Below are 21,644 nucleotides of genomic sequence, written 5' to 3' on the forward strand. Positions count from 1 at the left end.
GCTAAAAAGGCGCAGTCTTAAAAAAGTGTCATTAAACCCGGATGGTGTTGAGCCGTGCAGCCAATCCTGCTTTCGCTGATAACCTATCTTCCTCTTGCAGGCGCGGTTGCGGCCTTTCTTTGCCCCGGTCAGGGACCGGAGCGGGACCGCACAGCGCGCTGGCTGGGGTTGTGGACTACGCTCCTCACGTTTGGGCTGAGTGTGCTGATGTGGGTCGGTTTTGATCCCAGCCAGCCCGGCCTGCAATTTGAAACCCGGCTAAACTGGCTGAGCGATTATGGTATTTCGTACCATACCGGGGTGGATGGGATCAGTCTGGTCTTTATCCTGCTCACCGCTTTTCTGACGCCACTGGCGCTTGGGGCGGGCTGGCGGAGCGTGCAAACACAGGGGCGGGACTTTGTTGCCGCCATGCTGCTGCTGGAAACGGCTCTGTTTGGCCTGTTTTCTGCGCAGGATCTGGTGCTGTTCTACGTTTTTTACGAAGCAACGCTTATTCCGGGCTGCCTGATGATTGGTATATGGGGCGGAGCAAAGCGGGTCTGGGCGTCCCTTCAGTTCTTCCTGTTTACCTTTGGTGGTTCGCTGTTCATGCTGGTCGGGCTGATCAGCATGTGGCTGCATGCGGGCACGACGGATATTCCAGCCCTTATGCATGCCGGTTTTTCGCATTCCCTTCAGGGCTGGCTGCTGCTGGCATTTCTGCTGGCTTTTGGCGTCAAGCTTCCTCTTTTCCCGCTTCATGCCTGGCTGCCTGATGCCTATACGGAAGCCCCCACACCGGCTTCAGCCATGCTTTCGGCGGTGTTGTCCAAAACAGGCGCTTACGGGCTGCTACGTTTTGGGGTGCTGATGTTCCCCGATGCCGTGCGCCAGTTTGCACCCTATGTACTTGCTCTTGGCGTGGTGGCTATTCTGTACGCAGCTTTTGTGGCCTTCGCCCAGACGGACATGAAGCGGCTTATCGCCTACTCCTCTTTCTCCCATATGGGCATGATCGCGGTTGGTCTGTTTACCCTTACGGCGGAAGGGATAGACGGCGCCATCTTCCAGATGCTTTCGCATGGTGTGGTTATTGCAGCCCTGTTCTTTTGTGTGGCGGCGGTGGCATGGCGGGCGGAAACGCGCGATATTGATGCTCTGGGCGGTGTTGCCCGGCAGATGCCTGTTCTGGCCCTGCTGGCCATGCTGTTCACCATGGCCAATGTAGGCCTTCCCGGCACGGGGGCTTTTGTGGGCGAACTGTTGGTCCTTATGGGGGCTGTTCACGTTTCCATCTGGGTGGCGCTGCTGGCGGGTGGCACTATGATTCTGGGTGCGGTTTACATGCTCTCGCTGTACCGCCGGGTTCTGTTTGGTAGCGTGCGCGGCACGGTTGGCCTTTTGCGTGACCTGACAGTGGGAGAACTCGCCGTGCTGGTGCCGCTGGCGGTAGTTACGCTGTGGATGGGGGTACACCCAGGTACATTCACCCGGATTTTTGACCCCATGATTATGCAGGCCATGCACGCGAACACGGTTAATGTAGCGTCCTCGAGCCTTCATGACACGGTTTTGCATCTGGCCAGCCGGTAACGGCAGGCCAGAATACGGATTATTCCGGCAGGGTAGGCCCGTCTGGCACTGTGTTGTTGCTCCCTTGTGGCATCAGTACAGTGCCAAGGGACGCCAGAACCACACAAAAAATACCGCATAAACGCAGCGGGGATGGAACCTCGTGCAGCAATACGGCTCCGGCCAGCGCTGCGGAAACAGGTTCCAGACTACACAGGACCCCAAATTCGCGGGCCGAGAGCTTTTGCATGGCACGCATTTCCAGAGTGTAGGGCAGGGCAGAGGAGCATAGGGCGACCACAACGCTCAGCCCCAGCAAAAAGGGTACATGTAGTCCTACCCACAATGCGGGAGCAGTGCAGGGTATAAAAACTGCCGCTCCACCACACAGCATGCCAAGCGAACACGCCTGACCAGATGGTAGTTTGCCAGCAATATTGCGGGCAAAAATAATATAAAGCGCCCAGCAAACAGCAGCGAGCAGGGCAAACAGAATACCCACAGGGTCTGGTCGTACGGCTGATTCGGGGCGGAGCAGAAGGACAAGCCCCAGTACGGTCAGGCTGGTCCACACGACATCGCTCCAGCGGCGGGTATGGATAAAGGACAACACAAGAGGGCCGGTAAATTCCAGCGCTACGGTCGTGCCCAAAGGCAGGTGGCCAAGGGAGAGATAGAAAAAATAGTTCATGGCTGTCAGCGACAGCCCATAAGGCAGCACCAGCAGAAGGACCCTGTGCGACAGGCTATGCCAACTACGGAAGAACAGCATGAGCATAATGGCGGCAAAAAAAGTGCGCAGCCCCACCATGCCCGCTGCCCCAAAAGTGGGGAACAGCATTTTGGCGTAGGAGGAGCCGAATTGCAGGCAGAGCATGCCCCCTACAACCTGTAGCAGAGCAGACAGGCGCTCCCTGACTGAAAAAGGGGGTCTACCCATGCGCTGCCTGGTCAGATGTCCAGCAATTCATCAACCGAGCGGGCATGTTCCTGAATAAAGGCAAACCGGAGTTCGGGTTTGCGGCCCATCAGGCTTTCCACCCGCTCACGGGTGGAAAGCCGGTCTTCCGGTGGGGACACCACGCGCAGCAGGGTACGGCTGCGTGGGTCCATTGTGGTTTCCTTCAGGTCTGCAGGGGGCATTTCCCCCAGTCCTTTAAAGCGGGAGACATCAATCTTGCCCCGTTTTTTAGTCAGGATCGCCATTTTGCGTTCCCGGTCCGCATCATCCATGGCGTATACGCTGTGCGCGCCCTGTGTGAGGCGGTAGAGCGGGGGCTGCGCCAGATACAGGTGCCCGTTGCGAATGAGCTCGGGAAGTTCGCGGTAGAAAAATGTCATGAGGAGGGAGGCAATATGTGCGCCATCCACGTCCGCATCGGTCATGATGATAACGCGGCCATAGCGCAGTCTGGTCAGGTCAAACCGTTCACCCGACCCGCAACCCAGTGCTTCTATCAGGTCACGCAGTTCCTGATTGGCGCGCAGTTTTTCGGTGGTTGCGCTCGCTACGTTCAGAATTTTGCCGCGCAGGGGGAGCACGGCCTGCGTTTCGCGGTTGCGGGCCTGTTTGGCGGACCCGCCCGCCGAATCTCCTTCCACCAGAAAAATTTCGGTGTCCGGAGCATGTTCCTTGGTGCAGTCGGTCAGCTTGCCGGGGAGTCGCAGGCGGCGGGTGGCACTTTTGCGCGGCGTCTCTTTTAATTCGCGGCGGCGCAGGCGCTCTTCTGCGCGGTCAATAGCAAAGCTGAGCAGTGAATCCGCCTGTGGCGGGTTCTGCGCCAGCCAGTGGTCAAAACGGTCACGCAGGGCGGTTTCCAGCAGTTTGCTGGCTTCGGCCGTGGTCAGCTTTTCCTTGGTCTGGCCCTGAAACTGTGGGTCCCGAATAAAAGCCGACAGGCGGGCGGCAATCATGCCCAATATGTCTTCGGCTGTAATGCTGGCCGCTTTTTTTATGGAGCGCTGCTCCCCCCATGCGCGCAGCCCCTTGAGCAGCGCGTTACGGAACCCGGTCTCATGCGTGCCACCTTGTGGAGTCGGAATGGTGTTACAGTAGGAGACCAGGGACGCCGCCCCACTTTCCAAAAAGGCAACGGCCCATTCTACCTTGCCATTGTCTGTTCCGTCCGCCTGCGGGGGTAGGGGGGCTTCCCCCGACCAGAAGGGGGTGAGTAGAGGAGCATCGGCGCCAAGCTCATCGGCCAGACTATCGGCCAGACCACCGGGGAAGTGCAGAACAGCTTCTGCTGGCGTTTCATCCCCCGCCCTGAGCAAGGAGGGGTCGCATGACCAGCGGATGGTGACGCCACGGAACAGGAAAGCCTTGGAGCGGCAGAGTTTGTACAGGCGTGAAGGCACAAAAACATGTGTGCCAAAAATTTCCGGGTCGGGCTGGAACGTAATCTGGGTACCGCGCCGGTTGGGGGCTGCCCCTGCTTTTTGCAGTGCGCTTACAGGTTTGCCCCGTTCGTAGGATTGTTGCCACAAGGTACGGTCGCGCGCGATTTCCACATCCATACGGGCGGAAAGGGCGTTGACCACGGATGAGCCAACACCATGCAACCCGCCGGAAGTGGCGTAAGCCTTGCCCGAAAACTTCCCCCCCGCATGCAGCGTGGTCAGAATAACTTCCAGCGCCGAACGGTCGGGAAAGCGGGGGTGCGGGTCAACCGGAATACCCCGGCCGTTATCGCGCACGGACAGCCAGTTATTGGGGGCCAGATGCACGTCAATGGTGTTGGCGTGGCCTGCTACGGCCTCATCCATCGAGTTATCAAGAATTTCTGCGGCCAGATGGTGCAGGGCACCTTCGTCTGTTCCGCCAATATACATGCCGGGCCTGCGGCGTACGGGCTCCAGCCCTTCAAGCACCTCAATGGCGCTGGCGTCATACGCCTGATTATCCGGCGCGTTGGAGCGGGCGGAGGCGCTGGCGGACTTGCGGGGGGGCGGGGGGGCGGAAAACAGATCGCTCATGCGGGAAGTCTGTCCCGCTTTGGCGTTGATTCGTCAAGCACCAGAGGCAGCCCGGGTGCCAGAACCCCGGTATGCTGCCTGTGGCTGCGGGTCATTATGCGGCCTTGTGTGTGGTCCGGCGGCGCACTGGGGCGCGTGTGGTGGCGGGGGCTGCACATGTTTCAAACGATGCGGGCTGCGTAACATCCTTGGCATCGGAATAATTGGAGAGATCCTCCCCGTTATCCAGAACATTCACTTCATCAAACATGGCCAGACGCTGCTGGCAGAAGATTGTGCCTGACTGTAACCCGCGCTCGGACTGCACGTTGGCCAGCTGGGTAATATAATCGTCATGCTCACGCTGCGCGCTACGGCCGTAGGTGGAGCGGAAGTAGCCGTTCAGCTTGTCTTCCTCGTTCAGCAGAATGGTGCGGAACTTGGCGATAAACGCGTTGTAACGGTCCTGCGCGCTGCACGAGAGGGCGGTTACCATCAGCTCGCTTTTGAGGCCCTGCACATTAAAGGCTTCATGTGCTGGAGAGTGGCCGCACGGACTGGCGGCAAAAGTAACGGAACCATGCAGAACGCCCGCGGCTAGAACACCCGCGGCAAAAAAACGGGAAAGGAACATACGGTAGGACCTCCGACAGATGCTGCACAACGCAATAGCCTATTCAGGCAGGAAAGAAACGGCCTAATTTGTCATACCGTCATTTCCTGCCATGGAAGCTCATGGCAGGATTATGCATACATGGCTGTATACTGCCCTGCCGCGTTAATGCGGTGGTGTGGCAAAACAATGTTTTTACTGCACCTGCCTGTAAACAGAGAGGCAGGAGTGTCAAAAGGTGCGGGTCGTGCCTCTTCCTTCCTGCGGCGGGATGATTTAAAGGCAAGAGCGACTCATGCGGCGTTATGGTCTGCTGTGCAGGTTAGCCCAGCAGGCAAGGCTTATCCCTTTAACCAGAATGGAACGCACTGGGTTTATGGTTGATTTAACAAGAATGAAGCGGAGCTGTGGAGTGCGCTTACGAGGAATTGCCGGGCTGACGCTAACTGCTGGCATGCTTGCCGGCTGCGCGACAACCGTGGGCCCTGTCCATGTCGGATCTCCCAATCCGTTTGGGTATCTCAAAAAATCTGCCGTGTGCAGCACAACCCCTATCAAGAAAGAGGCTGACGGCCAGCTTTCCACCACCATGACGGTCCGCTCCGATGACGGGCTGTGCGAGGTGCTGGTCTCCCAGCCCGATGGCAAGCCTTACCTGTCCTTTGGAGCATCCCCTGCTCCCGAGCACGGCAAGGCGTTCCTGTATACGCTTGATAACGACACGCACGTAACCTACACGCCCACGCAGGGCTACGCGGGGCAGGACCAGTTTACGGTTATCCTTATCCCCGGTCCCGGCCAGCAGCGTACCCGCCTGACGGTTACCGCGCAGGTTGATGCAACGGGTGTGTACATCCCTCATCCCGCCGTGACGGCGCCCGTGCCAGTTGCTGCGGAAAAAAAGGCGGTTACAAAGCGGGCTGCGCGCCCTGCCAAAACCACCAAAAACTGAGCGGACGCTTGCACGTCTGCAAAAAAGGCGGTGCCGCGTAAGCAGCACCGCCTTTTTTATGCGCGGACGAACCTTGCACCCAAAGGTCAGATGGAAAATGTAATGGGTTCGCTCTGCGGGCGTTTAAGACCTGCGTCCTCGGCCTGACGCACCAGTTCATCCAGCGTGGTCTGGCGCATCTCTTTTGTCAGCATGACGTCAAATCCGCTCCAGCAGGGTTCAATAACCTTGTGGAAGAGGGGGCCCTGTGGGCCATCGCCCCCTTCGGGGTCATCGTTGAGAAGCGCTTCAATAATACTGACCAGAGTGACATCACGCCGGGGGCGGCCCAGCCGGTAGCCTCCACGGGGGCCACGGATGCTCTCCAGCAGCCCTGAGCGCGAGAGAGCCTGAAGCAGTGGTTCAATCCCTCGGCGGGCCAGGCCGGAACGTTCGGCAATATCGGCAGCACTGACCGCGTTGGAGCGGCCTGCGTGGAAAGCAACGTCCAGCATGATAAGAACAGCGGTCATTGCTCTGTCACGACGAAGAATCATGCGCAAGGTCCTTTCTGCTTGGCTTATGGTCTGGCGTGTGTGGTGCCAGCCTTGCTGTGTTGGGTGCTTATAGCAGGGGAATGGCTGTTTATCTACGTTGTAAATTCGTATTATAAGACAGTTGAACATATAAACAGTTGAGGTAGGGACCAAATGCCATCAACAACGCACGACAACGAGGGTTACGGCTTTGCAGCGCCCCGTGGGAGAGTTTACGACTCGGTTTTGAATGTGGTGGGTGGAACCCCTCTGGTCGCCCTCCCGCGCATTATGCACGAAGACAAGCTGACAAGCCGGATTCTACTCAAGCTGGAATTTTTTAATCCGCTTGGCTCGGTCAAGGACAGAATCGGCACAGCCATGGTGCTTGATGCCGAACGCAGGGGTAAAATCACACCCGGTCGGACCCTGCTGGTGGAACCTACATCTGGCAATACGGGTATTTCCTTGGCATGTGTGGCTGCGGCGCGGGGTTACAGGTTGATTGTAACCATGCCTGAAGGAGCCTCCATAGAGCGGCGACGCATGGTGCGACTGATGGATGCTCAGGTGGAACTGACCCCCGCGCGCCTTGGCATGGCAGGTGCCATTGCCCGGGCGAACGAAATTCTGGCTGAAACGCCCGATGCCTGGATGCCTGACCAGTTTGATAACTCTGCAAACCCCGCAGTGCATGCCGCTACCACAGCGGAGGAAATCTGGGAGGATACGGCAGGTAAGGTCGATATTGTTGTGGCCGGCGTTGGCACGGGTGGGACCGCAACCGGGATAGCGGAATCGCTCAAACCTCGGCGCAAGGGCATACAGGTTTTTGGTGTGGAACCGGCCGAGAGTGCTGTCCTGAACGGAGATGAACCCGGTCCTCATGGTATTCAGGGTATTGGCGCAGGTTTTTGCCCGGCAACGCTCCACCTTAAATCGCTTGATGGGGTTATGACGGTCTCTGAACGTGAGGCTATCGCGGCTGCCAGACGATGTGCACGTATTGACGGCATTCCCGTTGGTATTTCCTCCGGTGCCGCGCTGCATGCAGCTTTGCATCTGGCCCATAAAAAGGAAAACGCAGGCAAGACTATTGTTGTCATAGCGCCCTCTTTTGCCGAGCGTTACCTCTCTACGTCCCTGTTCTCGGGGTTGTAAGTATCTGTCTGCCCAGATCATGTTGTCCGGGGTATAAAAAAGCCCGCCTCATCTGAGGCGGGCTTTTCCGGGACAGGGGAGAAACCCGCCTGTTAGCGGAAGATAATTTCCACGCGGCGATTCTGGGCTTCCTTGGTGTTGGGGGCTGTCTGCACAAGTGGGTGCGCATCCCCATAACCATGAATATCAATGGTGGAGCCTGCAATGCCATCGCGCATCAACTCGGCTTTAACAACCGTTGCACGGCGGATGGAGAGCTTCATGTTGTATTCTTCGCCTGCCTTCTGTCCCGGATGGGCAGAGGAGTTATCCGTGTAACCCGAGACGGTAATACGGGTCAGGGCAACATGGGTTGCAGCCTGTGCCGCTTCGCTCACAATGGAACGTGCCCTGTCTGTCAGGTTGGATTTATCCCAGTCAAAGAAAATCAGGTAGCTGCGCGCGGCCTGCGGGGCGGGAGCCGGAGTGTTGGCAACGGGCGGAGGGGGCGGGGGTGCGGGGTTAAACTCGTACCGCAGGCCCAGCATCATGGAATGGTTGAAATCCGTTACCGTCTTGTGCGTGCCGTTAAAGGTGGTGCTTCCGCCAATAACGGCTTGTGTACCACCGATATCCCCCGTGGAGGTCACGCCATGGGATTGCGGGCCAAACATGGTCCAGAACCGGTATTCCGCCGTGGCCGACAGGCCAACGACCCACGGAACAGGAAAGGACAGACCAAAAATACCCTGATAGGTGGCATTCCCGTAAGTACCACCCATACGCTGCATGGTGCTACCCGAGGCATTGTGCCCCACGAGCGATGCCGTGGTTGAGGTCCAGCCGTAGCCAACGCCAGCCCCAAAATAAGGGAAGAGCCACGGTTTGCCGATATCAAGGTCAAACAGGGCATTGACCATAACGCCATAGGTCTGGCGGCGGCCATCCCCTTTTGTGGTCACGCTGCTGTTCACAAGACGGTTATAATCCATGCTGCGGTAGTTACCTTCGACCTCAACACGAAAACCGTTGCCAAGACCCCAGCCCACAGAGCCGATTCCAACCGCGCCAGCCTTCCAGCGGTCACGACCGTCAGGGAAGTTGGGCGTGCTTTTGACGCGCTGGTCCTGATTGAGGGTTCCGCCCCCTTCACCGGCAATATACAGGCCTTGAACGGGCTGCGCATACGCTGAAACGGCGGACAGCAGGAGGCCAGCCGCAAGCGGCGCAGAAAGCAGCGTTTGCGCAAGCAGTATACGGCGCGGCTTCATGGTCTTCTCCCTGCTGTGGCAAAGGTTGTGCGATACATCACGTATGGCGTTGGATGGTACGAGGGCACACATGCCTGCCTTCTTTGCTGTAAAGTTGTGTATGACGCAACAGGCAGAAGCCAGAGTTTTCCCAAACTTATGGATTTTATGCGTCATAAATACCGCAGGCGTGTGGGTTAAGCCACAATACCTACCTTTCTTGTCAGATCAGGATTGCTTCAAACGGAGGGCTGAAGTCCACGGTTTCAACTTCCAGCACCCATAGATCCGGGTCATATTTGAGTTGTCGGTCAACATAGGCCTGAATCTGTTCTGCGCCTACGGGTGTTGTGCCCGTGCCACGCAGCCAGGCGGCCTCTCCCGCAGGTGTGCGGGTCTGGGTGAGCACCATGCCCTCTCCGTTACGGCCGAGTAATATCACCAGAATACCACCTGCGTCCGGGTCTCCCCTGCGCAGCAGCATGGCCGAGCGGCCATCCAGCCCGGACTGACGGAGGAGTGCTCTGGCGACAAGGTCGGTGCGCAGACGGGGGGGGATGTCATCCTTCATGGTGTGGCTGAAATCTGGGGGGCGGCGGCCGCATCATCAGGAATGGCGGTTACGGCGGTTTTGTACCATGCCGGGTGGTTGATGAGATCACGCGCAACGCTGATGTCGCGGTCATTGCCCAGTGCGGCGGGGCATGCCTTGCGAATGGCCAGAATATCGGGAACACCGAGCGGGTAACGGGCTGCGCGGGACGCCGTTACAGCGGCCTGATTGGCCAGCTTGCCGCTGGCAAGCGTGTGGAGTGCGTGGTTTGTGTCCGCCTCTCCCAGACTGGTGCATATCTGGGGCATAACGCCCAGCCCCTGCAACGGCCAGTGCAGGGGGGCTATGACCCGGCTCCACGTTACAAACAGCTCGCCTTCGTCGGGGAGCTGCGCCACGGTCTGTACCAGTCCCTTGCCCAGAGTTGCGCTGCCGATCACCACGGCGCGCCGGTGGTCGGCCAGAGCTGCCGCCAGAATTTCCGCTGCGCTGGCGGTGCGTCCATCCACCAGAACGGCAATGGGCAGGCCGTTGGTCATGTCTCCACCCTGCACGGCCCAGATATGGTTGGATTGCGGGTCACGCCCGCTGGTTACGGCGGCTACGCCGTGGTCAAGCAGCAAGGCCGCGGCGGTTACGGCCTGTTGCAGCACACCTCCGCGGTTGCCGCGCAGGTCAATAATCAGGCCACGCAGGTTCTTGTCCTGTGTGGCCTGGTCCAGATACTGGCTCATCTCTTCCGCCGTGTCGGAGGAAAAAGCGGTTACGCGGAGCACCACAATAGGGCCGCTGGCAAAGGCGAATACGGTTTCTGGCGGCACTTTGGAGCGGCGCAGCGTTACCGTATGCGTGCGCCGCCGCCCGGGGGAGAGCAGGCGCAGCACTAGGGCGCTGTCTTCTGGTCCACGAATCCAGTCCGTAACGGCTGCAACGGATTGCCCGGCGGTTAACTGGCCGTTAACGGCTATAATCCGGTCCCCCGTATCAATCTCGGAGGTCCAGGCCGGGCCGTTTGCATTGATGGCGGATACAACAATATGCCGCCCGTTCTGGGCCAGCGTAATGCCTGCATCGGCTTCCCCGCCTGTACGGGTCTCACGGTCGGTACTGGCCGAGGATGGCCCTATGTAGCGGGAATAGGGGTCCAGATGATTGAACAGTTCATCAAAAAAGGCCTGCAACAGATCATCCTGCTCGGCTGAACGTACAGCGGCGGAATGCGCGCGGGCGGCTTCCAGAAAATCGGTGGCCAGTTTGGCCCAGTCATCCACGTTGTCCGCCGGTGGGGCCGGGCGGGAGAGCAGGGGCTGCGGACCAGCAAGGAGCTGGATGTTCGCCCCCCGGGAATCGAAGGTGAGCGCAGGGTCCAGCGCCGTCAGGCAACCCAGCCCCCACAGGGTAAAATCCCGGCTGCTATGGGGGTCAAGCGTACGGGGGCCCAGAAACTCCAGTGCGGTGGCAATAACCGAATGTACGAGCTGCATGTCCACCGCAGGGGGCGGTGGGGAGGCAGGCGCATCGGGCTGGGGTGGTGGAGCCGGTGCCGGGCTGGCGGCCGCTGGCCCTGCGGGCGCCTCCGCAGCCGCAGGCGCGCTGGGAGTTGCGGGCTGGGGCGTTGCCGGTGGTGGGCTGGGCACAGGCCCGCCGCCGCTGCTTTGGGCATGCAGCGTGGCAGGCTGGCACAGCAGCAGAATGGCCAGCACGACACCGGGCAGGAGCAGTTGGTGCTGCACTATGGCCCGGACATAACAGCGGAAGGGAAGTTCAGCGCGCATGAGTATGGGACGCCAGTACGGACACGCCACGCGCCGGGCAGGTTGCCAGCAGAACTGCCACAGGCAGCGCCCCGCTCTGGATAAGGGGCGTGTAGCGGGCGGCAATGCCACCGTACGGCGAGTCGTCATTCATCCTTACGCAATCCGGAAAAGCAGACTTGGGCAGCAAAGACGGAGTTCCTGTTTTCGTCAATCGCACGTAAAGGCCATGCCGTGTTGTTGTGATGACATGGATGTTCACGTTTTGCCCTATATCGGGAACCAGAAAGGCCGCTGCCAGCCGATTCTGGCAGTCCTGAACGCTTTTCCCGGCCCGGCGCTCGGTAAAATTAAGGTGCGATACCAAAGAGTAATCCTGCTCCCATGGTGGCGCGCAGGCCACAGATGGAGTTGTTTTTGCGGGGGTGTTCTGCTCCACACACCATGCACTGAGAACCCGGTGCGCCAGCAGGTCGGCATAGCGCCGGATGGGGCTGGTAAAGTGGGTGTAGAACGGCAGGTCAAGGCCATTATGGCGGCCAGCTATGGCGCTATAACGCGCTGTGGGGCGTGGCTGTGTGGCCGTGGGGGCGGGGTGCACCCGAAACGGGACGGCAAGCTGGTTTTCGTGCGCAATCCGGGCGGCAAGCGTGTTTGCCGCGATCATGAAGCTGGCGACCAGATCATGGGTTGCAAGGCGTTCGCGCGGTAAAAAGGCAGCAGGCTGCCCGTCGGGGCGGAAGGTGATGGTCCAGGCATCCTCCTCCAGACGCATGGCGTTGCGTTTGGTTGCAGCCTTATCGAGCGTGATGCTCGCGGCCATAAGGGTTTGCAGCAATGTCGCGGGCAGGGTGTGTATGGGGTGTGCGGGAGGCAGAATTTTGCCGTCCAGCGCATCCTGCGCATCGCGGTAGCTCAGCCGTGCTGCACTACGCAGGATGCCGCGCCTGATCGTTCCATCCTGCATATGGCCGTCATGGGTTATAAGAATATCGGCAAACAGGCAGAGCCGGTCCTGCCCGGGCAGGAGCGAGCACGCATTGGCCGACAGGTCCAGTGGCAGCATGGGTATGGTTTGGCCGGGCAGATAAATGGAGGTGCCCCGTGTGCGCGCCTCTTCATCCAGTGCCGAACCGGCAGGCACGTAGTGGCAGACATCGGCAATGGCGATTACAAGATGGAAACCCGTATCGGTCGGTTCTGCCCATATGGCGTCGTCATAATCCTGTGCGGTTTCATCATCGAGCGTAATCAGAGGGAGGGCGCGCAGGTCGTGGCGGCCTGCGGGGGCGGGCTGGTTGTGCAGGGCTGCAGCCTGTTCGGCCATGCGCGCGCCTTCCTGCTCCGCTGCGGCGGAAAACCGGGTGGGAATGGCATGTGTCAGCAGGCTGAGTGCGCTGGCCATGCCTGCGGTCTCTGCCCGGCCGTGGGGGATGGGGGTGTCTACGCCCAATGTACCATCTGGCATGGTGCGCAAGGTGGCCAGAACGACCTCCCCCGGTTCTGGCAGGGTATGCCGCTCTGGTGTGGCAAGAGCGAACGTGCCCGCAATCTGCGGGTTGCAGGCCCATAACCGTTCCACAGGCGCGCCATCATCCCCAAGAGCGCGGGAAAAGGCGAGGCTCCCCCCCGTTCGCACCAGAATATGTTCGGCGCGGGCTTCTCTGCGGCAGGAGCCGCAGGTGGGGCGCAGACGGACCAGAACCATGTCGCCGGGCAAGGGGAGGTGCAGGTTGGGGGCGCGGGTATTGAGAACAACAGGTGTTGCCGCGGGGTCATCGGCCAGTATGCCGCAAGGGGTACCATCGGGGCGGATATGGGTTATACGCGCCCGTGCGGTTTCTGGCAGCCCGATGGAGGCCTTCAGGCGTCCTGCGGGCAGGTCCAGCAGGCCGCCATCCAGAGCCATGGTGTGTAGCAGAGCCTTCAGGCGTGCCTTGTCACGGATCGGGCGGTCGAATGCGCGCAAAATGTCGCTCAGCCCAACAGGGGTCACCCCGTCAAGCAGGAAGGCCCGAAGTGCTGCACTGGAAGGAAGGGCAGCAACTTCAGACCTGCCAGACATGGGTTATTCAGCCTTTTTTTTGCGCATTGTGGTCGGGGCCTTGCGGGTCTTGGGCTTGGCGGGTGCGGCTTCGCCCTCTGGTGTGGCGGCGGCTTTGGTCTTTGTGGTTTTGGGCGCACTCTTTGCAGCTGTTTTTGCCGGGGTTTTGGTGGCCGTCTTGGCTGCTGTGGTTTTTGTAGCCGCTTTTTTCTTGGCTGGGGCTTTTTTGGCTCCGGCCTTGGCCTTGGCTTTGAGCGGCTTGCCCTTGTCTGCCAGCAGGGCCACGGCTTCGTCCAGAGTGACCGCGTCCATATCCGTGCCGCGTGGCAGGGTGGCGACCATCTGCCCGTGCTGGGCGTATGGTCCAAATCGACCCTTGCGCACCATAACCGGTTCGCCATCCTTCGGGTGGTTGCCCAGATTGCGGATGGAGGCCAGTTTTTTGGCTAGCGCATCCACAGCCCGGTTCAACCCCACGGTCAGGACGTCATCATCCTTGTCGAGCGAGCCATAAACCGCACCCATTTTGACGTATGGCCCAAACCGGCCCAGACCGGCCTCTATGGGCTCACCCGTTTCAGGGTGCAGGCCCACAAGGCGGGGGAGGGAGAGCAGGCCAACGGCCTGATCCAGTGTTATGCTGGCACCTTCCATGCCTTTTGGCAGGGATGCGCGGCGAGGCTTGGCTTTTTTGTCCGCCGGGTCTGGTTCACCTTGCTGCACATACAGGCCCCACGGCCCCTGACGCACCGTAATGTCCTCGCTGGTTTGCGGGTGCTGGCCCAGCAGGCGCATGCCGTCCTTGAGCGTGCTGCTGCCATCACCATCTTCAGCACTTTCGGCTGTCAGCCTACGGGTAAACTGACACTCAGGGTAATTGGAGCAACCAATGAACGCCCCATAACGCCCCAGTTTAAGGCCGAGCCGTCCCGCACCGCACGCCGCGCACTGCCTGGGGTCCGAGCCATCCGCACGGGGGGGGAAAAAGAAGGGGCCAAGGTCCTTGTCCAATGCGTTCAGCACATCGGTAATGGTCAGTTCTCTGGTGTCGCCCACTGCCTTGGAAAAATCATGCCAGAAGGAGGCCAGAACTTCCTTCCACTGGGCCTGCCCGTCCGAAATATCGTCCAGCAGTTCTTCCAGACTGGCCGTAAAGCCCGTGTCCACATACCGTTCGAAGAAGGAGACAAGGAACGCCGTCACCAGCCGCCCACGGGCTTCGGGTACAAAGCGCCGGTTTTCAAGCTGAACGTAACTGCGGTCCTGCAATACGCTCAGGATGGACGCATAGGTGGAGGGCCGACCAATGCCCAGCTCTTCCATTTTCTTGACCAGAGACGCCTCGGAATAGCGCGGCGGCGGCTGGGTAAAGTGCTGTTCCGCCTCTACGCCCTCACGCTTGAGGGGGTCTTGCTCATGCATGGGTGGGAGCATGCGGGAGTCATCATCCGCCGCAGCTTTTTCCGTATCATCGCGGCCTTCGCGATAGAGTTTGAGAAAGCCGTCAAAGGTAATGATCGAGCCATTGGCGCGCAGCACGGTCTGGGCGGAGGGCCCCGCAATATCTACCGCCACCTGGTCCAGCGTTGCCGATTCCATCTGGCTGGCTACGGCACGCTTCCACACCAGTTCGTACAGGCGGCGCTGGTCGTTGTTGAGGTAGCGCGCCATGGATTCGGGGGTACGTGAAATATCCGTGGGACGAATGGCCTCATGCGCTTCCTGCGCGTTTTTGGCCTTGGATGTGTAGTGGCGTGGCTGGGCGGGTACGTAGTCCGCGCCAATTTTGTTGCCAATATGCCCGCGAATGGCGTGGACGGCTTCCTGCGCCATGGTTACGCCGTCGGTTCGCATATAGGTGATCAGGCCGACTGTTTCGCCCCCCAGTTCCATGCCTTCATAGAGCTGCTGGGCGGTGCGCATGGTGGTCTGGGCACTCATGCCCAGCTTGCGCGATGCCTCCTGCTGCAAGGTGGATGTGGTAAAGGGTGGCTGCGGGTTGCGCCGCACCTTGCGCCGCTCAATGGAGCGGACACTCAGTTCCTCGGCTTCGACCGCGCGTCTGGCGGCTTCGGCCTGATCGGCATTGCCAAGGTCAAACTGGTCGAGTTTTTTGCCGTTCAGATGCGTCAGGCGTGCGGTAAAAGGCGCGTTGCCCGGTGTGAGCAGCGATGCCGTTACACTCCAGTATTCCCGGGGTTTGAAAACCTCGATTTCCGCCTCACGCTCGCAGATCAGGCGCAGGGCAACGGACTGCACACGGCCTGCACTGCGTGAGCCGGGCAGCTTGCGCCACAGCACGGGGGAGAGGGTGAAGCCCACCAGATAATCCAGCGCGCGGCGGGCCAGGTAAGCCTCAATCAGCGGCAGATCAAGCTCACGGGGGTGGGCCATGGCGTGCTTGATGGCGCTTTTGGTAATTTCGTTAAACGTGACACGCTGCACATCCACGCCTTTGAGCGCATTGCGCTCCTCCAGCATGGCGCGCACATGCCACGAAATGGCTTCCCCTTCCCGGTCCGGGTCAGTGGCGAGGTAGAGGTGCTTTGCACCCTTGAGCGCCTTGATAATGGCAGCAACCTGCTTTGTGCCGCGTTCATCGGCCTGCCACTTCATGGCAAAGCCGTCATCTGGCAGGACAGACCCATCTTTGGGGGGGAGGTCGCGCACATGCCCAAACGATGCAAGCACCGTGTAGCCATCGCCCAGATATTTGTTGATCGTTTTAGCCTTGGCTGGGCTCTCGACCACAACAACGTCAGTCATACTCTCTCCGACCTGCCCGGAAGCAGCACTTACCTACTCGTTTCTGCCTGCCCGTTAGTGAGCCCAACGCGACCATCCTGATAGGTGGTCACCTGACCTGACAGCTCAAGCTGGGTGAGCGCGACCAGAACGACAGAAGCCGAGAACTGGCAGCGCCTTATAAGATCGTCAACAGCTATGGGTGTAAAGGACAGAAGATCAAGCAGGTGCTGGGCAGGGGTGGTTGCTGTATGCGGGTGTGTGGGTAAAGCCGGGGTTTTACCTTCAACATACTGTTTTTGCAGAATATTTTTAAAATCCACCCTCTCTGCGCCTGTGGTGGTGGAAGGGGGGAGGGATGCAAACAGCTCAGGCGTGGATTTTGTGCGGCTCAGGGCCAGAGCCGGGTTCTGGGGTGGCGTTATGGCAATATGGGGCAGAATATCCGCCACACGCTCGACCAGAATGGCTCCTTTGCGCAGGAGGTCGTTGCTGCCCCTGCACCTTGGGTCCAGCGGGGAGCCGGGTACGGCAAAGACCTCACGCCCGTAATCGGCGGCCATGCGCGCTGTGATCAGTGTGCCAGAGTGAGGGGCAGCCTCCACCACCACACAACCAAGGGCCAGCCCCGCAATAAGCCTGTTCCGACGCGGAAAGTGGCGGCCTTGCGGGGCGGTGCCGAGGGGGGCTTCAGTCACAACCGCGCCCATCTGGGCAATGCGCGCCTGTAAATCGGTGTTCTGGGGCGGGTAGGGGCAGTCCAGCCCGCCCGCTATGGCGGCAACTGTCAGTCCCCGTTTGTAAAGTGCGCCATGATGGGCAGCCTGATCTATTCCTCGCGCAAGGCCGGAAATAACGCTCAGGCCGGAGTCGGCCAGTTCCGTTGCCAGACTTTCAGCCAGCCGTAACCCTTGGGCCGAGGCATTGCGCGCTCCGACAATGCCAATACCGGGCTGGCTCAGGCAGGCGGGGTCACCCAGAATACTCAGCACGGGTGGGGCATCGGGGATATGCCGCAAAAGAAGGGGGTAGTGCGGGTCCAGCAGGGTCAGAAACTGGCCACCAAGGGGCATTGTGTTTTCAATTTCACGCTCAATACTGTCCTGCGGGGGAATAATGGGGCGTGTACGCCCTCTGGCGGGCAGGCCCGGCAAGGCGTCCAGTGCTGCCTCTGGCGTACCATACTGTGCTACCAGCCGCTGCCATGTGCGCGGGCCAACCTGCTCGGTCCGCGCAAGGCGCAGGGCTGCGTACAGGCTGTTCATATGGAAGGGTAGAGCAACCGGCGCAAAGGTCGGTCAGTCCTTTTGACCAATGCGGGACTCGGTGCCCCGCAGGATACGACCTATATTTTCATGGTGGCGGGCAACAACCAGCAGGCTGATCAGCAGCGTTGCCATGGGCTTTGGGCTGGCCTGAAAGGAAAACCCGTACAGGGCCAGAATAACAACCGGCATAACCAAAAATGCGGCCAATGCCCCGGCGGAGGAAATGCGGGAAGCCTTGGCAACGCCCAGCCACACAGCACACCCAGCCAGCCCTGTAATGGGGGAGAGCGCAAGCAGCGCTCCCAGCCCTGTTGCAACGCCCTTACCCCCCCGAAAGCCCAGAAAAACGGGAAAGCAGTGCCCCACCACTGCCGCAAATGCGGCAAGGGATGCGGTATGGTCGGAATAATCGGGCGAGGTCATGACCCATGCGATCAGAACCGCCAGAAACCCCTTGCCAGCATCCAGCCCCAGCGTTGCGGCGGCAAGGCCCTTGCGGCCGGTACGCAGCACATTGGTTGCGCCAATATTGCCAGAGCCAATGCTGCGCAGATCCCCCGCACCACCGAGGTTGGTCAGGATCAGCCCGAACGGTACGCTGCCCAGCGCGTAACCCATGAACGCCATGGCCGCCATAAGCCACAGCACGTACGAGGGAAGCTGCCCGCTCATGCCGCATCTGCTTCATAAACGCACTGGCCAGCCTTCCATGTGCCCAGCACGCGGCCTTCCAGCGGGCGGTGGTCGAATGGGGTATTCTGCGCACGACCGGGGAGTTTGCCTGCAGTGACCAGCCAGCTCTGCTCGGGCGCAAACAGGCACAGATCGGCCATGGCTCCTACGGCCAGAGTGCCAGCGTCCACGCCCAGCAGGCTCGCGGGGCGGTAGGTCAGCAGGCCAAGGGCCTGTGGCAGACCCAGCGTGCCATCATGCACACGCGCAAGGGTTACGCCCAGCAGCGTGACCATACCCGTGCCCCCGGTTGCGGCCTGTGCAAAAGGCAGGCGCTTGTCGTCCGCATCGCGCGGGTGGTGGTCGGAGGCAATGGCGTCAATCGTGCCATCGGCCAGCCCGGCGCATACTGCCAGCCGGTCTTCCTCGCTCCGCAGAGGGGGGGAGAACTTGGCGTAGGTTCTAAAATCGCCAATCGCGTTTTCGTTCAGGTCAAAATAGGGGGGGGCTGTATCGCATGTCACGTTCAGCCCGCGCGCCTTGGCCTGACGGATCAGGTCCAGCCCTTCTCCGGTGGAGACATGGCCAAAATGCAGGCGCCCTCCGGTTAGTTCCGCCAGACGGATGTCGCGTGCGATCATGATCGATTCGGCCGCTGTGGGAATCCCCGCAAGCCCAAGACGGGTTGCCAGCGCGCCAGATGTGGCGCACCCCGACCCGGCCAGAGACGGGTCTTCGGGGTGTTGCACCACCATGGCGTTAAATCCGCTGGCGTAAGCCAGTGCCAGCCGCATAAGGCGGGAAGGGTCTATGGCGCGGTTGCCATCGGTAAAGGCGACGGCTCCGGCTTCGTGTAGCAGGCCGATTTCGGCCAGTTCCCTGCCTTCGCACCCTTTGGTCAGCGCACCATAGGGGAGAATGGTCACGGCCCCGGTTTCCTCCCCTCTGGCGCGGAGCATCCGGACCAGAGCGGGGTTGTCTATGGCGGGTTTGCAGGTGGGTAACACCGCAATGGTGGTAATACCCCCGGCAGAAGCTGCGCGGGTGGCAGAGGCTATGGTTTCACGGTATTCGTAGCCGGGCTCGCCAATTTCCACGCGCATGTCTACAAGGCCGGGGCACAGCACGGCCCCTTGGCCGTCCACATGGGTCGCACCTTCTGGCCTGCCTTCGGCGCCGGGTTTGTCTATGCCGGTTATCCGCCCGTCCTGCACCAGCAGGCGACCGGGCTGGTCCAGCCCGGAGGCGGGGTCGATCAGGCGAACATTTTCAAAAACAACGGAGATCATGGCGTTTGTCTGCTACGTGTAAGGCGGTCCAGCACGGCCATGCGTACGGCCACACCCATTTCCACCTGTTCCTGAATAACGCTCTGGTCGGAATCGGCAACGGAGCTGTCAATTTCTACGCCCCGGTTCATGGGGCCGGGGTGCATGACCAGCGCATTTTTGTGCGCCAGATCCAGCCGCCTGCGGTCCAGACCAAAAAAGCGGAAGTATTCGCGCGCACTGGGGACAAGCCCGGAGGACATGCGCTCGCGCTGCAGGCGCAGCATCATCACCACGTCCACATCACGCAGGCCGTCTTCCATGCTGTGGTGGATGTCCACCCCGAGCTGGCCGAGGTTGCCCGGTACCAGTGTGGGCGGGCCTACAAGGCGCACCGAGCTGCCCATTGTGGTCAGCAGATGAATATTGGAGCGCGCTACGCGGGAATGAGCGACATCCCCACAGATAGCGACTTTGAGCCCCCCCAGAGTGCCATGGTGGCGGCGGATGGTCAGCGCATCCAGCAAAGCCTGCGTGGGATGCTCGTGCATGCCATCGCCCGCATTCACGACCGAGGCTTCCACCTTGCGGGCCAGCAGGGCTGGTGCTCCGGACTGGGAGTGGCGGACCACCAGCAGATCTGTGCGCATGGCGTTAAGGGTGGCCGCGGTGTCCAGCAGGGTTTCCCCCTTGTTCACCGAGGACTGGGCGACGGACATGTTGATCACATCCGCCCCCAGCCGCTTGCCTGCCAGTTCGAAGGAAGTACGCGTGCGCGTACTGTCCTCAAAAAACAGGTTGATCAAGGTGCGCCCGCGCAGCACGTCGCGCGGGACTTTGCGGGAACGGTTGAGCAGGGCATAGCTTTCGGCCAGATCCAGCAGTGGCTCGATCTGGTCTGGCGTCATGCCCTCCAGCCCGAGCAGATGCCGGGTGTGGCGGCCGGGAAAGCTAGCCATGCAGAACGGCTCCTATTCTGGCCAGTGTTTCATCCCGGCCCAATGCCTGCAATGTGGCATCAATCCCGGGGGATGAATTGGAGCCGGTTACGGCTGCGCGCAGTGGCTGGGCAACCTGACCAAGCTTGTGGCCGCCGCGCTCGGCAAAGGCGCGCAGGGCTACATCTATGTTTTCGGGGCTGAACGGCTCCACCACGGCCAGATCCCGCGCCAGCTCACCCAGCAGGGTGCGGCCTTCGGGGGTCAGCAGCTTTTCGGCCTTGGCGTTCATGGGCAGGGGCACATGGCGGCCGAGGAAGGCGGCGTTCTCGGTCAGCTCAACCAGTGTGCGTGCGCGTTCCTTAAGGCCGGGCATAAGAGCCAGTACACGGGCACGGGTGGTTTCGTCTACATGAACGCCTTCAATTTTTTTCAGGCGTTCCATAACATCATCCGTCAGGCGCACGTCATCTGCCTGCCGCAGCCATACGGCGTTGATGTGGTCGAGCTTGGCGTAATCCATGCGGGAGGGTGCACGGCCAACGCCGTCAATGTCGAACAGTCTGATCTGCTCTGCGCGGGAGAGGATTTCCGCATCTCCATGCCCCCAGCCCAGACGGAGCAGGTAGTTGCACAGGGCTTCGGGCAGGTAGCCCATATCGCGGAATTCCACCACGGACTGTGCGCCATGGCGTTTGGAAAGCTTGGCACCATCAGGGCCATGAATAAGCGGCAGGTGACCAAAGCGCGGCAGGTCCCAGCCCATGGCACGGTAGATCATGGCCTGACGGAAGGTGTTGGTCAGGTGGTCATCACCACGGATAACGTGGGTAATGGCCATGTCGTGGTCATCCACCACCACGGCGTGCTGGTAGGTGGGGGTGCCATCGGAGCGCAGGATGATCATGTCATCCAGTTCAACATTGGCTACGCGCACTTCGCCCTGTACCAGATCATCAATAACGGCATCGCCCTCACGCGGAGCCTTGATGCGGATGGCGTAGGGAGCGCCCTGTGGCGCATCTGCCGGGTCGCGGTCACGCCACAGGCCGTTATAGCGCGGGGGCAGGCCGTTTTTTGTGGCGTCTTCGCGCATCTGCCTGAGTTCTTCTGGCGTGCAGTAGCACTTGTAGGCCAGGCCTTTTTCAAGCAGTTCCAGTGCAACCTCGCGGTGGCGTGCCTCCCGCGAGGACTGGAAGACGGGTTCCTCATCGGCCGTAATGCCCATCCAGTCCATGCCCGCAAAAATAACATCTACGGCCTGTTGGGTGGAGCGTTCGCGGTCGGTATCTTCAATACGCAGGAGGAATTGACCGCCATGGTGACGGGCAAAGAGGAAGTTGAACAGGGCTGCGCGGGCGTTGCCAATATGCAGCAGGCCTGTCGGACTCGGGGCAAAGCGTGTGCGGATGGTCGTCATGGG

The 21,644-nt window shown here is 60.4% G+C and carries 17 protein-coding genes; 3 read left to right on the forward strand and 14 right to left on the reverse strand.

Annotated elements, in window-relative coordinates; genetic code table 11:
- Positions 1-54 precede the first annotated feature (54 nt).
- Entirely contained in the window at positions 55-1,575 is a 1,521-nt protein-coding gene (locus tag PY793_RS00765; RefSeq protein ID WP_275176227.1) for a complex I subunit 4 family protein, read from the forward strand.
- A 19-nt stretch (positions 1,576-1,594) separates the two neighbouring features.
- Here the strand turns inward: PY793_RS00765 and PY793_RS00770 are convergent, their stop codons facing one another.
- The 3 genes from PY793_RS00770 to PY793_RS00780 form a co-directional block, all read right to left on the reverse strand.
- Positions 1,595-2,494 (reverse strand): EamA family transporter, encoded by a 900-nt coding sequence (locus tag PY793_RS00770; protein ID WP_275176228.1) that lies wholly within the window; start codon positions 2,492-2,494, stop codon positions 1,595-1,597.
- Positions 2,495-2,505: 11 nt separating this feature from the next.
- Positions 2,506-4,530 (reverse strand): DNA topoisomerase IV subunit B, encoded by a 2,025-nt coding sequence (gene parE, locus PY793_RS00775; protein WP_275176229.1) that lies wholly within the window; start codon positions 4,528-4,530, stop codon positions 2,506-2,508.
- Between the two features lie 94 nt (positions 4,531-4,624).
- Positions 4,625-5,143: a hypothetical protein gene (locus PY793_RS00780; protein WP_275176230.1), complete on the reverse strand. Its 519-nt coding sequence runs from the start codon at positions 5,141-5,143 to the stop codon at positions 4,625-4,627.
- Between the two features lie 391 nt (positions 5,144-5,534).
- Here PY793_RS00780 and PY793_RS00785 point away from each other — a divergent pair, with 391 nt between their 5' ends.
- Entirely contained in the window at positions 5,535-6,074 is a 540-nt protein-coding gene (locus tag PY793_RS00785; RefSeq protein ID WP_275176231.1) for an Ig-like domain-containing protein, read from the forward strand.
- Between the two features lie 86 nt (positions 6,075-6,160).
- On the opposite strand, the gene PY793_RS00790 is transcribed toward PY793_RS00785, so the two are convergent.
- Positions 6,161-6,610 carry an RrF2 family transcriptional regulator gene (locus PY793_RS00790; protein WP_275176232.1) on the reverse strand — a complete coding sequence of 150 codons (450 nt, stop codon included), beginning with the start codon at positions 6,608-6,610 and terminating at the stop codon, positions 6,161-6,163.
- A 153-nt stretch (positions 6,611-6,763) separates the two neighbouring features.
- Between PY793_RS00790 and cysK the strand changes: the two genes are divergently transcribed.
- Entirely contained in the window at positions 6,764-7,750 is a 987-nt protein-coding gene (gene cysK / locus PY793_RS00795; RefSeq protein WP_275176233.1) for a cysteine synthase A, read from the forward strand.
- A 92-nt stretch (positions 7,751-7,842) separates the two neighbouring features.
- Here the strand turns inward: cysK and PY793_RS00800 are convergent, their stop codons facing one another.
- From PY793_RS00800 to gltX, 10 genes are all read right to left on the reverse strand, one after another.
- Positions 7,843-9,072, reverse strand: a complete 1,230-nt coding sequence (locus PY793_RS00800) for an OmpA family protein (RefSeq protein WP_275176235.1) — start codon at positions 9,070-9,072, stop codon at positions 7,843-7,845.
- A 130-nt stretch (positions 9,073-9,202) separates the two neighbouring features.
- On the reverse strand, positions 9,203-9,550 hold the full coding sequence (locus PY793_RS00805) for a DUF1491 family protein (protein WP_275176236.1): 348 nt from the start codon (positions 9,548-9,550) through the stop codon (positions 9,203-9,205).
- Positions 9,547-11,307, reverse strand: a complete 1,761-nt coding sequence (locus tag PY793_RS00810) for a S41 family peptidase (protein WP_275176237.1) — start codon at positions 11,305-11,307, stop codon at positions 9,547-9,549. The genes PY793_RS00805 and PY793_RS00810 overlap by 4 nt, the downstream gene beginning before the upstream one ends.
- Positions 11,297-13,351, reverse strand: a complete 2,055-nt coding sequence (locus tag PY793_RS00815) for a ribonuclease R (protein WP_275176238.1) — start codon at positions 13,349-13,351, stop codon at positions 11,297-11,299. Before PY793_RS00815 ends, PY793_RS00810 begins: the two co-directional genes overlap by 11 nt.
- A 3-nt stretch (positions 13,352-13,354) precedes the next feature.
- Positions 13,355-16,096, reverse strand: coding sequence for a type I DNA topoisomerase (gene topA / locus PY793_RS00820; protein ID WP_275176239.1), 2,742 nt, complete (start codon positions 16,094-16,096; stop codon positions 13,355-13,357).
- Positions 16,097-16,125: 29 nt separating this feature from the next.
- On the reverse strand, positions 16,126-17,340 hold the full coding sequence (dprA, locus tag PY793_RS00825) for a DNA-processing protein DprA (RefSeq protein ID WP_275176240.1): 1,215 nt from the start codon (positions 17,338-17,340) through the stop codon (positions 16,126-16,128).
- Positions 17,341-17,373: 33 nt separating this feature from the next.
- The gene (plsY, locus tag PY793_RS00830) at positions 17,374-18,015 is read right to left on the reverse strand and encodes a glycerol-3-phosphate 1-O-acyltransferase PlsY (protein ID WP_275176241.1); all 642 of its coding nucleotides are present in this window, start codon (positions 18,013-18,015) and stop codon (positions 17,374-17,376) included.
- Entirely contained in the window at positions 18,012-19,304 is a 1,293-nt protein-coding gene (locus PY793_RS00835; RefSeq protein ID WP_275176242.1) for a dihydroorotase, read from the reverse strand. Before PY793_RS00835 ends, plsY begins: the two co-directional genes overlap by 4 nt.
- Positions 19,301-20,242 (reverse strand): aspartate carbamoyltransferase catalytic subunit, encoded by a 942-nt coding sequence (locus PY793_RS00840; protein WP_275176243.1) that lies wholly within the window; start codon positions 20,240-20,242, stop codon positions 19,301-19,303. The genes PY793_RS00835 and PY793_RS00840 overlap by 4 nt, the downstream gene beginning before the upstream one ends.
- On the reverse strand, positions 20,235-21,641 hold the full coding sequence (gene gltX, locus PY793_RS00845; RefSeq protein WP_275176244.1) for a glutamate--tRNA ligase: 1,407 nt from the start codon (positions 21,639-21,641) through the stop codon (positions 20,235-20,237). Before gltX ends, PY793_RS00840 begins: the two co-directional genes overlap by 8 nt.
- Positions 21,642-21,644: the final 3 nt, after the last annotated feature.

Origin of the sequence: Acetobacter fabarum (assembly GCF_029069195.1) — a bacterium.
Lineage (GTDB): Bacteria > Pseudomonadota > Alphaproteobacteria > Acetobacterales > Acetobacteraceae > Acetobacter > Acetobacter fabarum_A.

Bases quoted from the DNA above. Each gene is read 5' to 3' on its own strand.
- PY793_RS00770 (WP_275176228.1), bottom strand. From the start codon at position 2,494: ATGGGTAGACCCCCTTTTTCAGTCAGGGAGCGCCTGTCTGCTCTGCTA.
- parE (WP_275176229.1), bottom strand. From the start codon at position 4,530: ATGAGCGATCTGTTTTCCGCCCCCCCGCCCCCCCGCAAGTCCGCCAGC.
- PY793_RS00780 (WP_275176230.1), bottom strand. From the start codon at position 5,143: ATGTTCCTTTCCCGTTTTTTTGCCGCGGGTGTTCTAGCCGCGGGCGTT.
- PY793_RS00790 (WP_275176232.1), bottom strand. From the start codon at position 6,610: ATGATTCTTCGTCGTGACAGAGCAATGACCGCTGTTCTTATCATGCTG.
- cysK (WP_275176233.1), top strand. From the start codon at position 6,764: ATGCCATCAACAACGCACGACAACGAGGGTTACGGCTTTGCAGCGCCC.
- PY793_RS00800 (WP_275176235.1), bottom strand. From the start codon at position 9,072: ATGTGTGCCCTCGTACCATCCAACGCCATACGTGATGTATCGCACAAC.
- PY793_RS00805 (WP_275176236.1), bottom strand. From the start codon at position 9,550: ATGAAGGATGACATCCCCCCCCGTCTGCGCACCGACCTTGTCGCCAGA.
- PY793_RS00810 (WP_275176237.1), bottom strand. From the start codon at position 11,307: ATGCGCGCTGAACTTCCCTTCCGCTGTTATGTCCGGGCCATAGTGCAG.
- PY793_RS00815 (WP_275176238.1), bottom strand. From the start codon at position 13,351: ATGTCTGGCAGGTCTGAAGTTGCTGCCCTTCCTTCCAGTGCAGCACTT.
- topA (WP_275176239.1), bottom strand. From the start codon at position 16,096: ATGACTGACGTTGTTGTGGTCGAGAGCCCAGCCAAGGCTAAAACGATC.
- dprA (WP_275176240.1), bottom strand. From the start codon at position 17,340: ATGAACAGCCTGTACGCAGCCCTGCGCCTTGCGCGGACCGAGCAGGTT.
- plsY (WP_275176241.1), bottom strand. From the start codon at position 18,015: ATGAGCGGGCAGCTTCCCTCGTACGTGCTGTGGCTTATGGCGGCCATG.
- PY793_RS00835 (WP_275176242.1), bottom strand. From the start codon at position 19,304: ATGATCTCCGTTGTTTTTGAAAATGTTCGCCTGATCGACCCCGCCTCC.
- PY793_RS00840 (WP_275176243.1), bottom strand. From the start codon at position 20,242: ATGGCTAGCTTTCCCGGCCGCCACACCCGGCATCTGCTCGGGCTGGAG.
- gltX (WP_275176244.1), bottom strand. From the start codon at position 21,641: ATGACGACCATCCGCACACGCTTTGCCCCGAGTCCGACAGGCCTGCTG.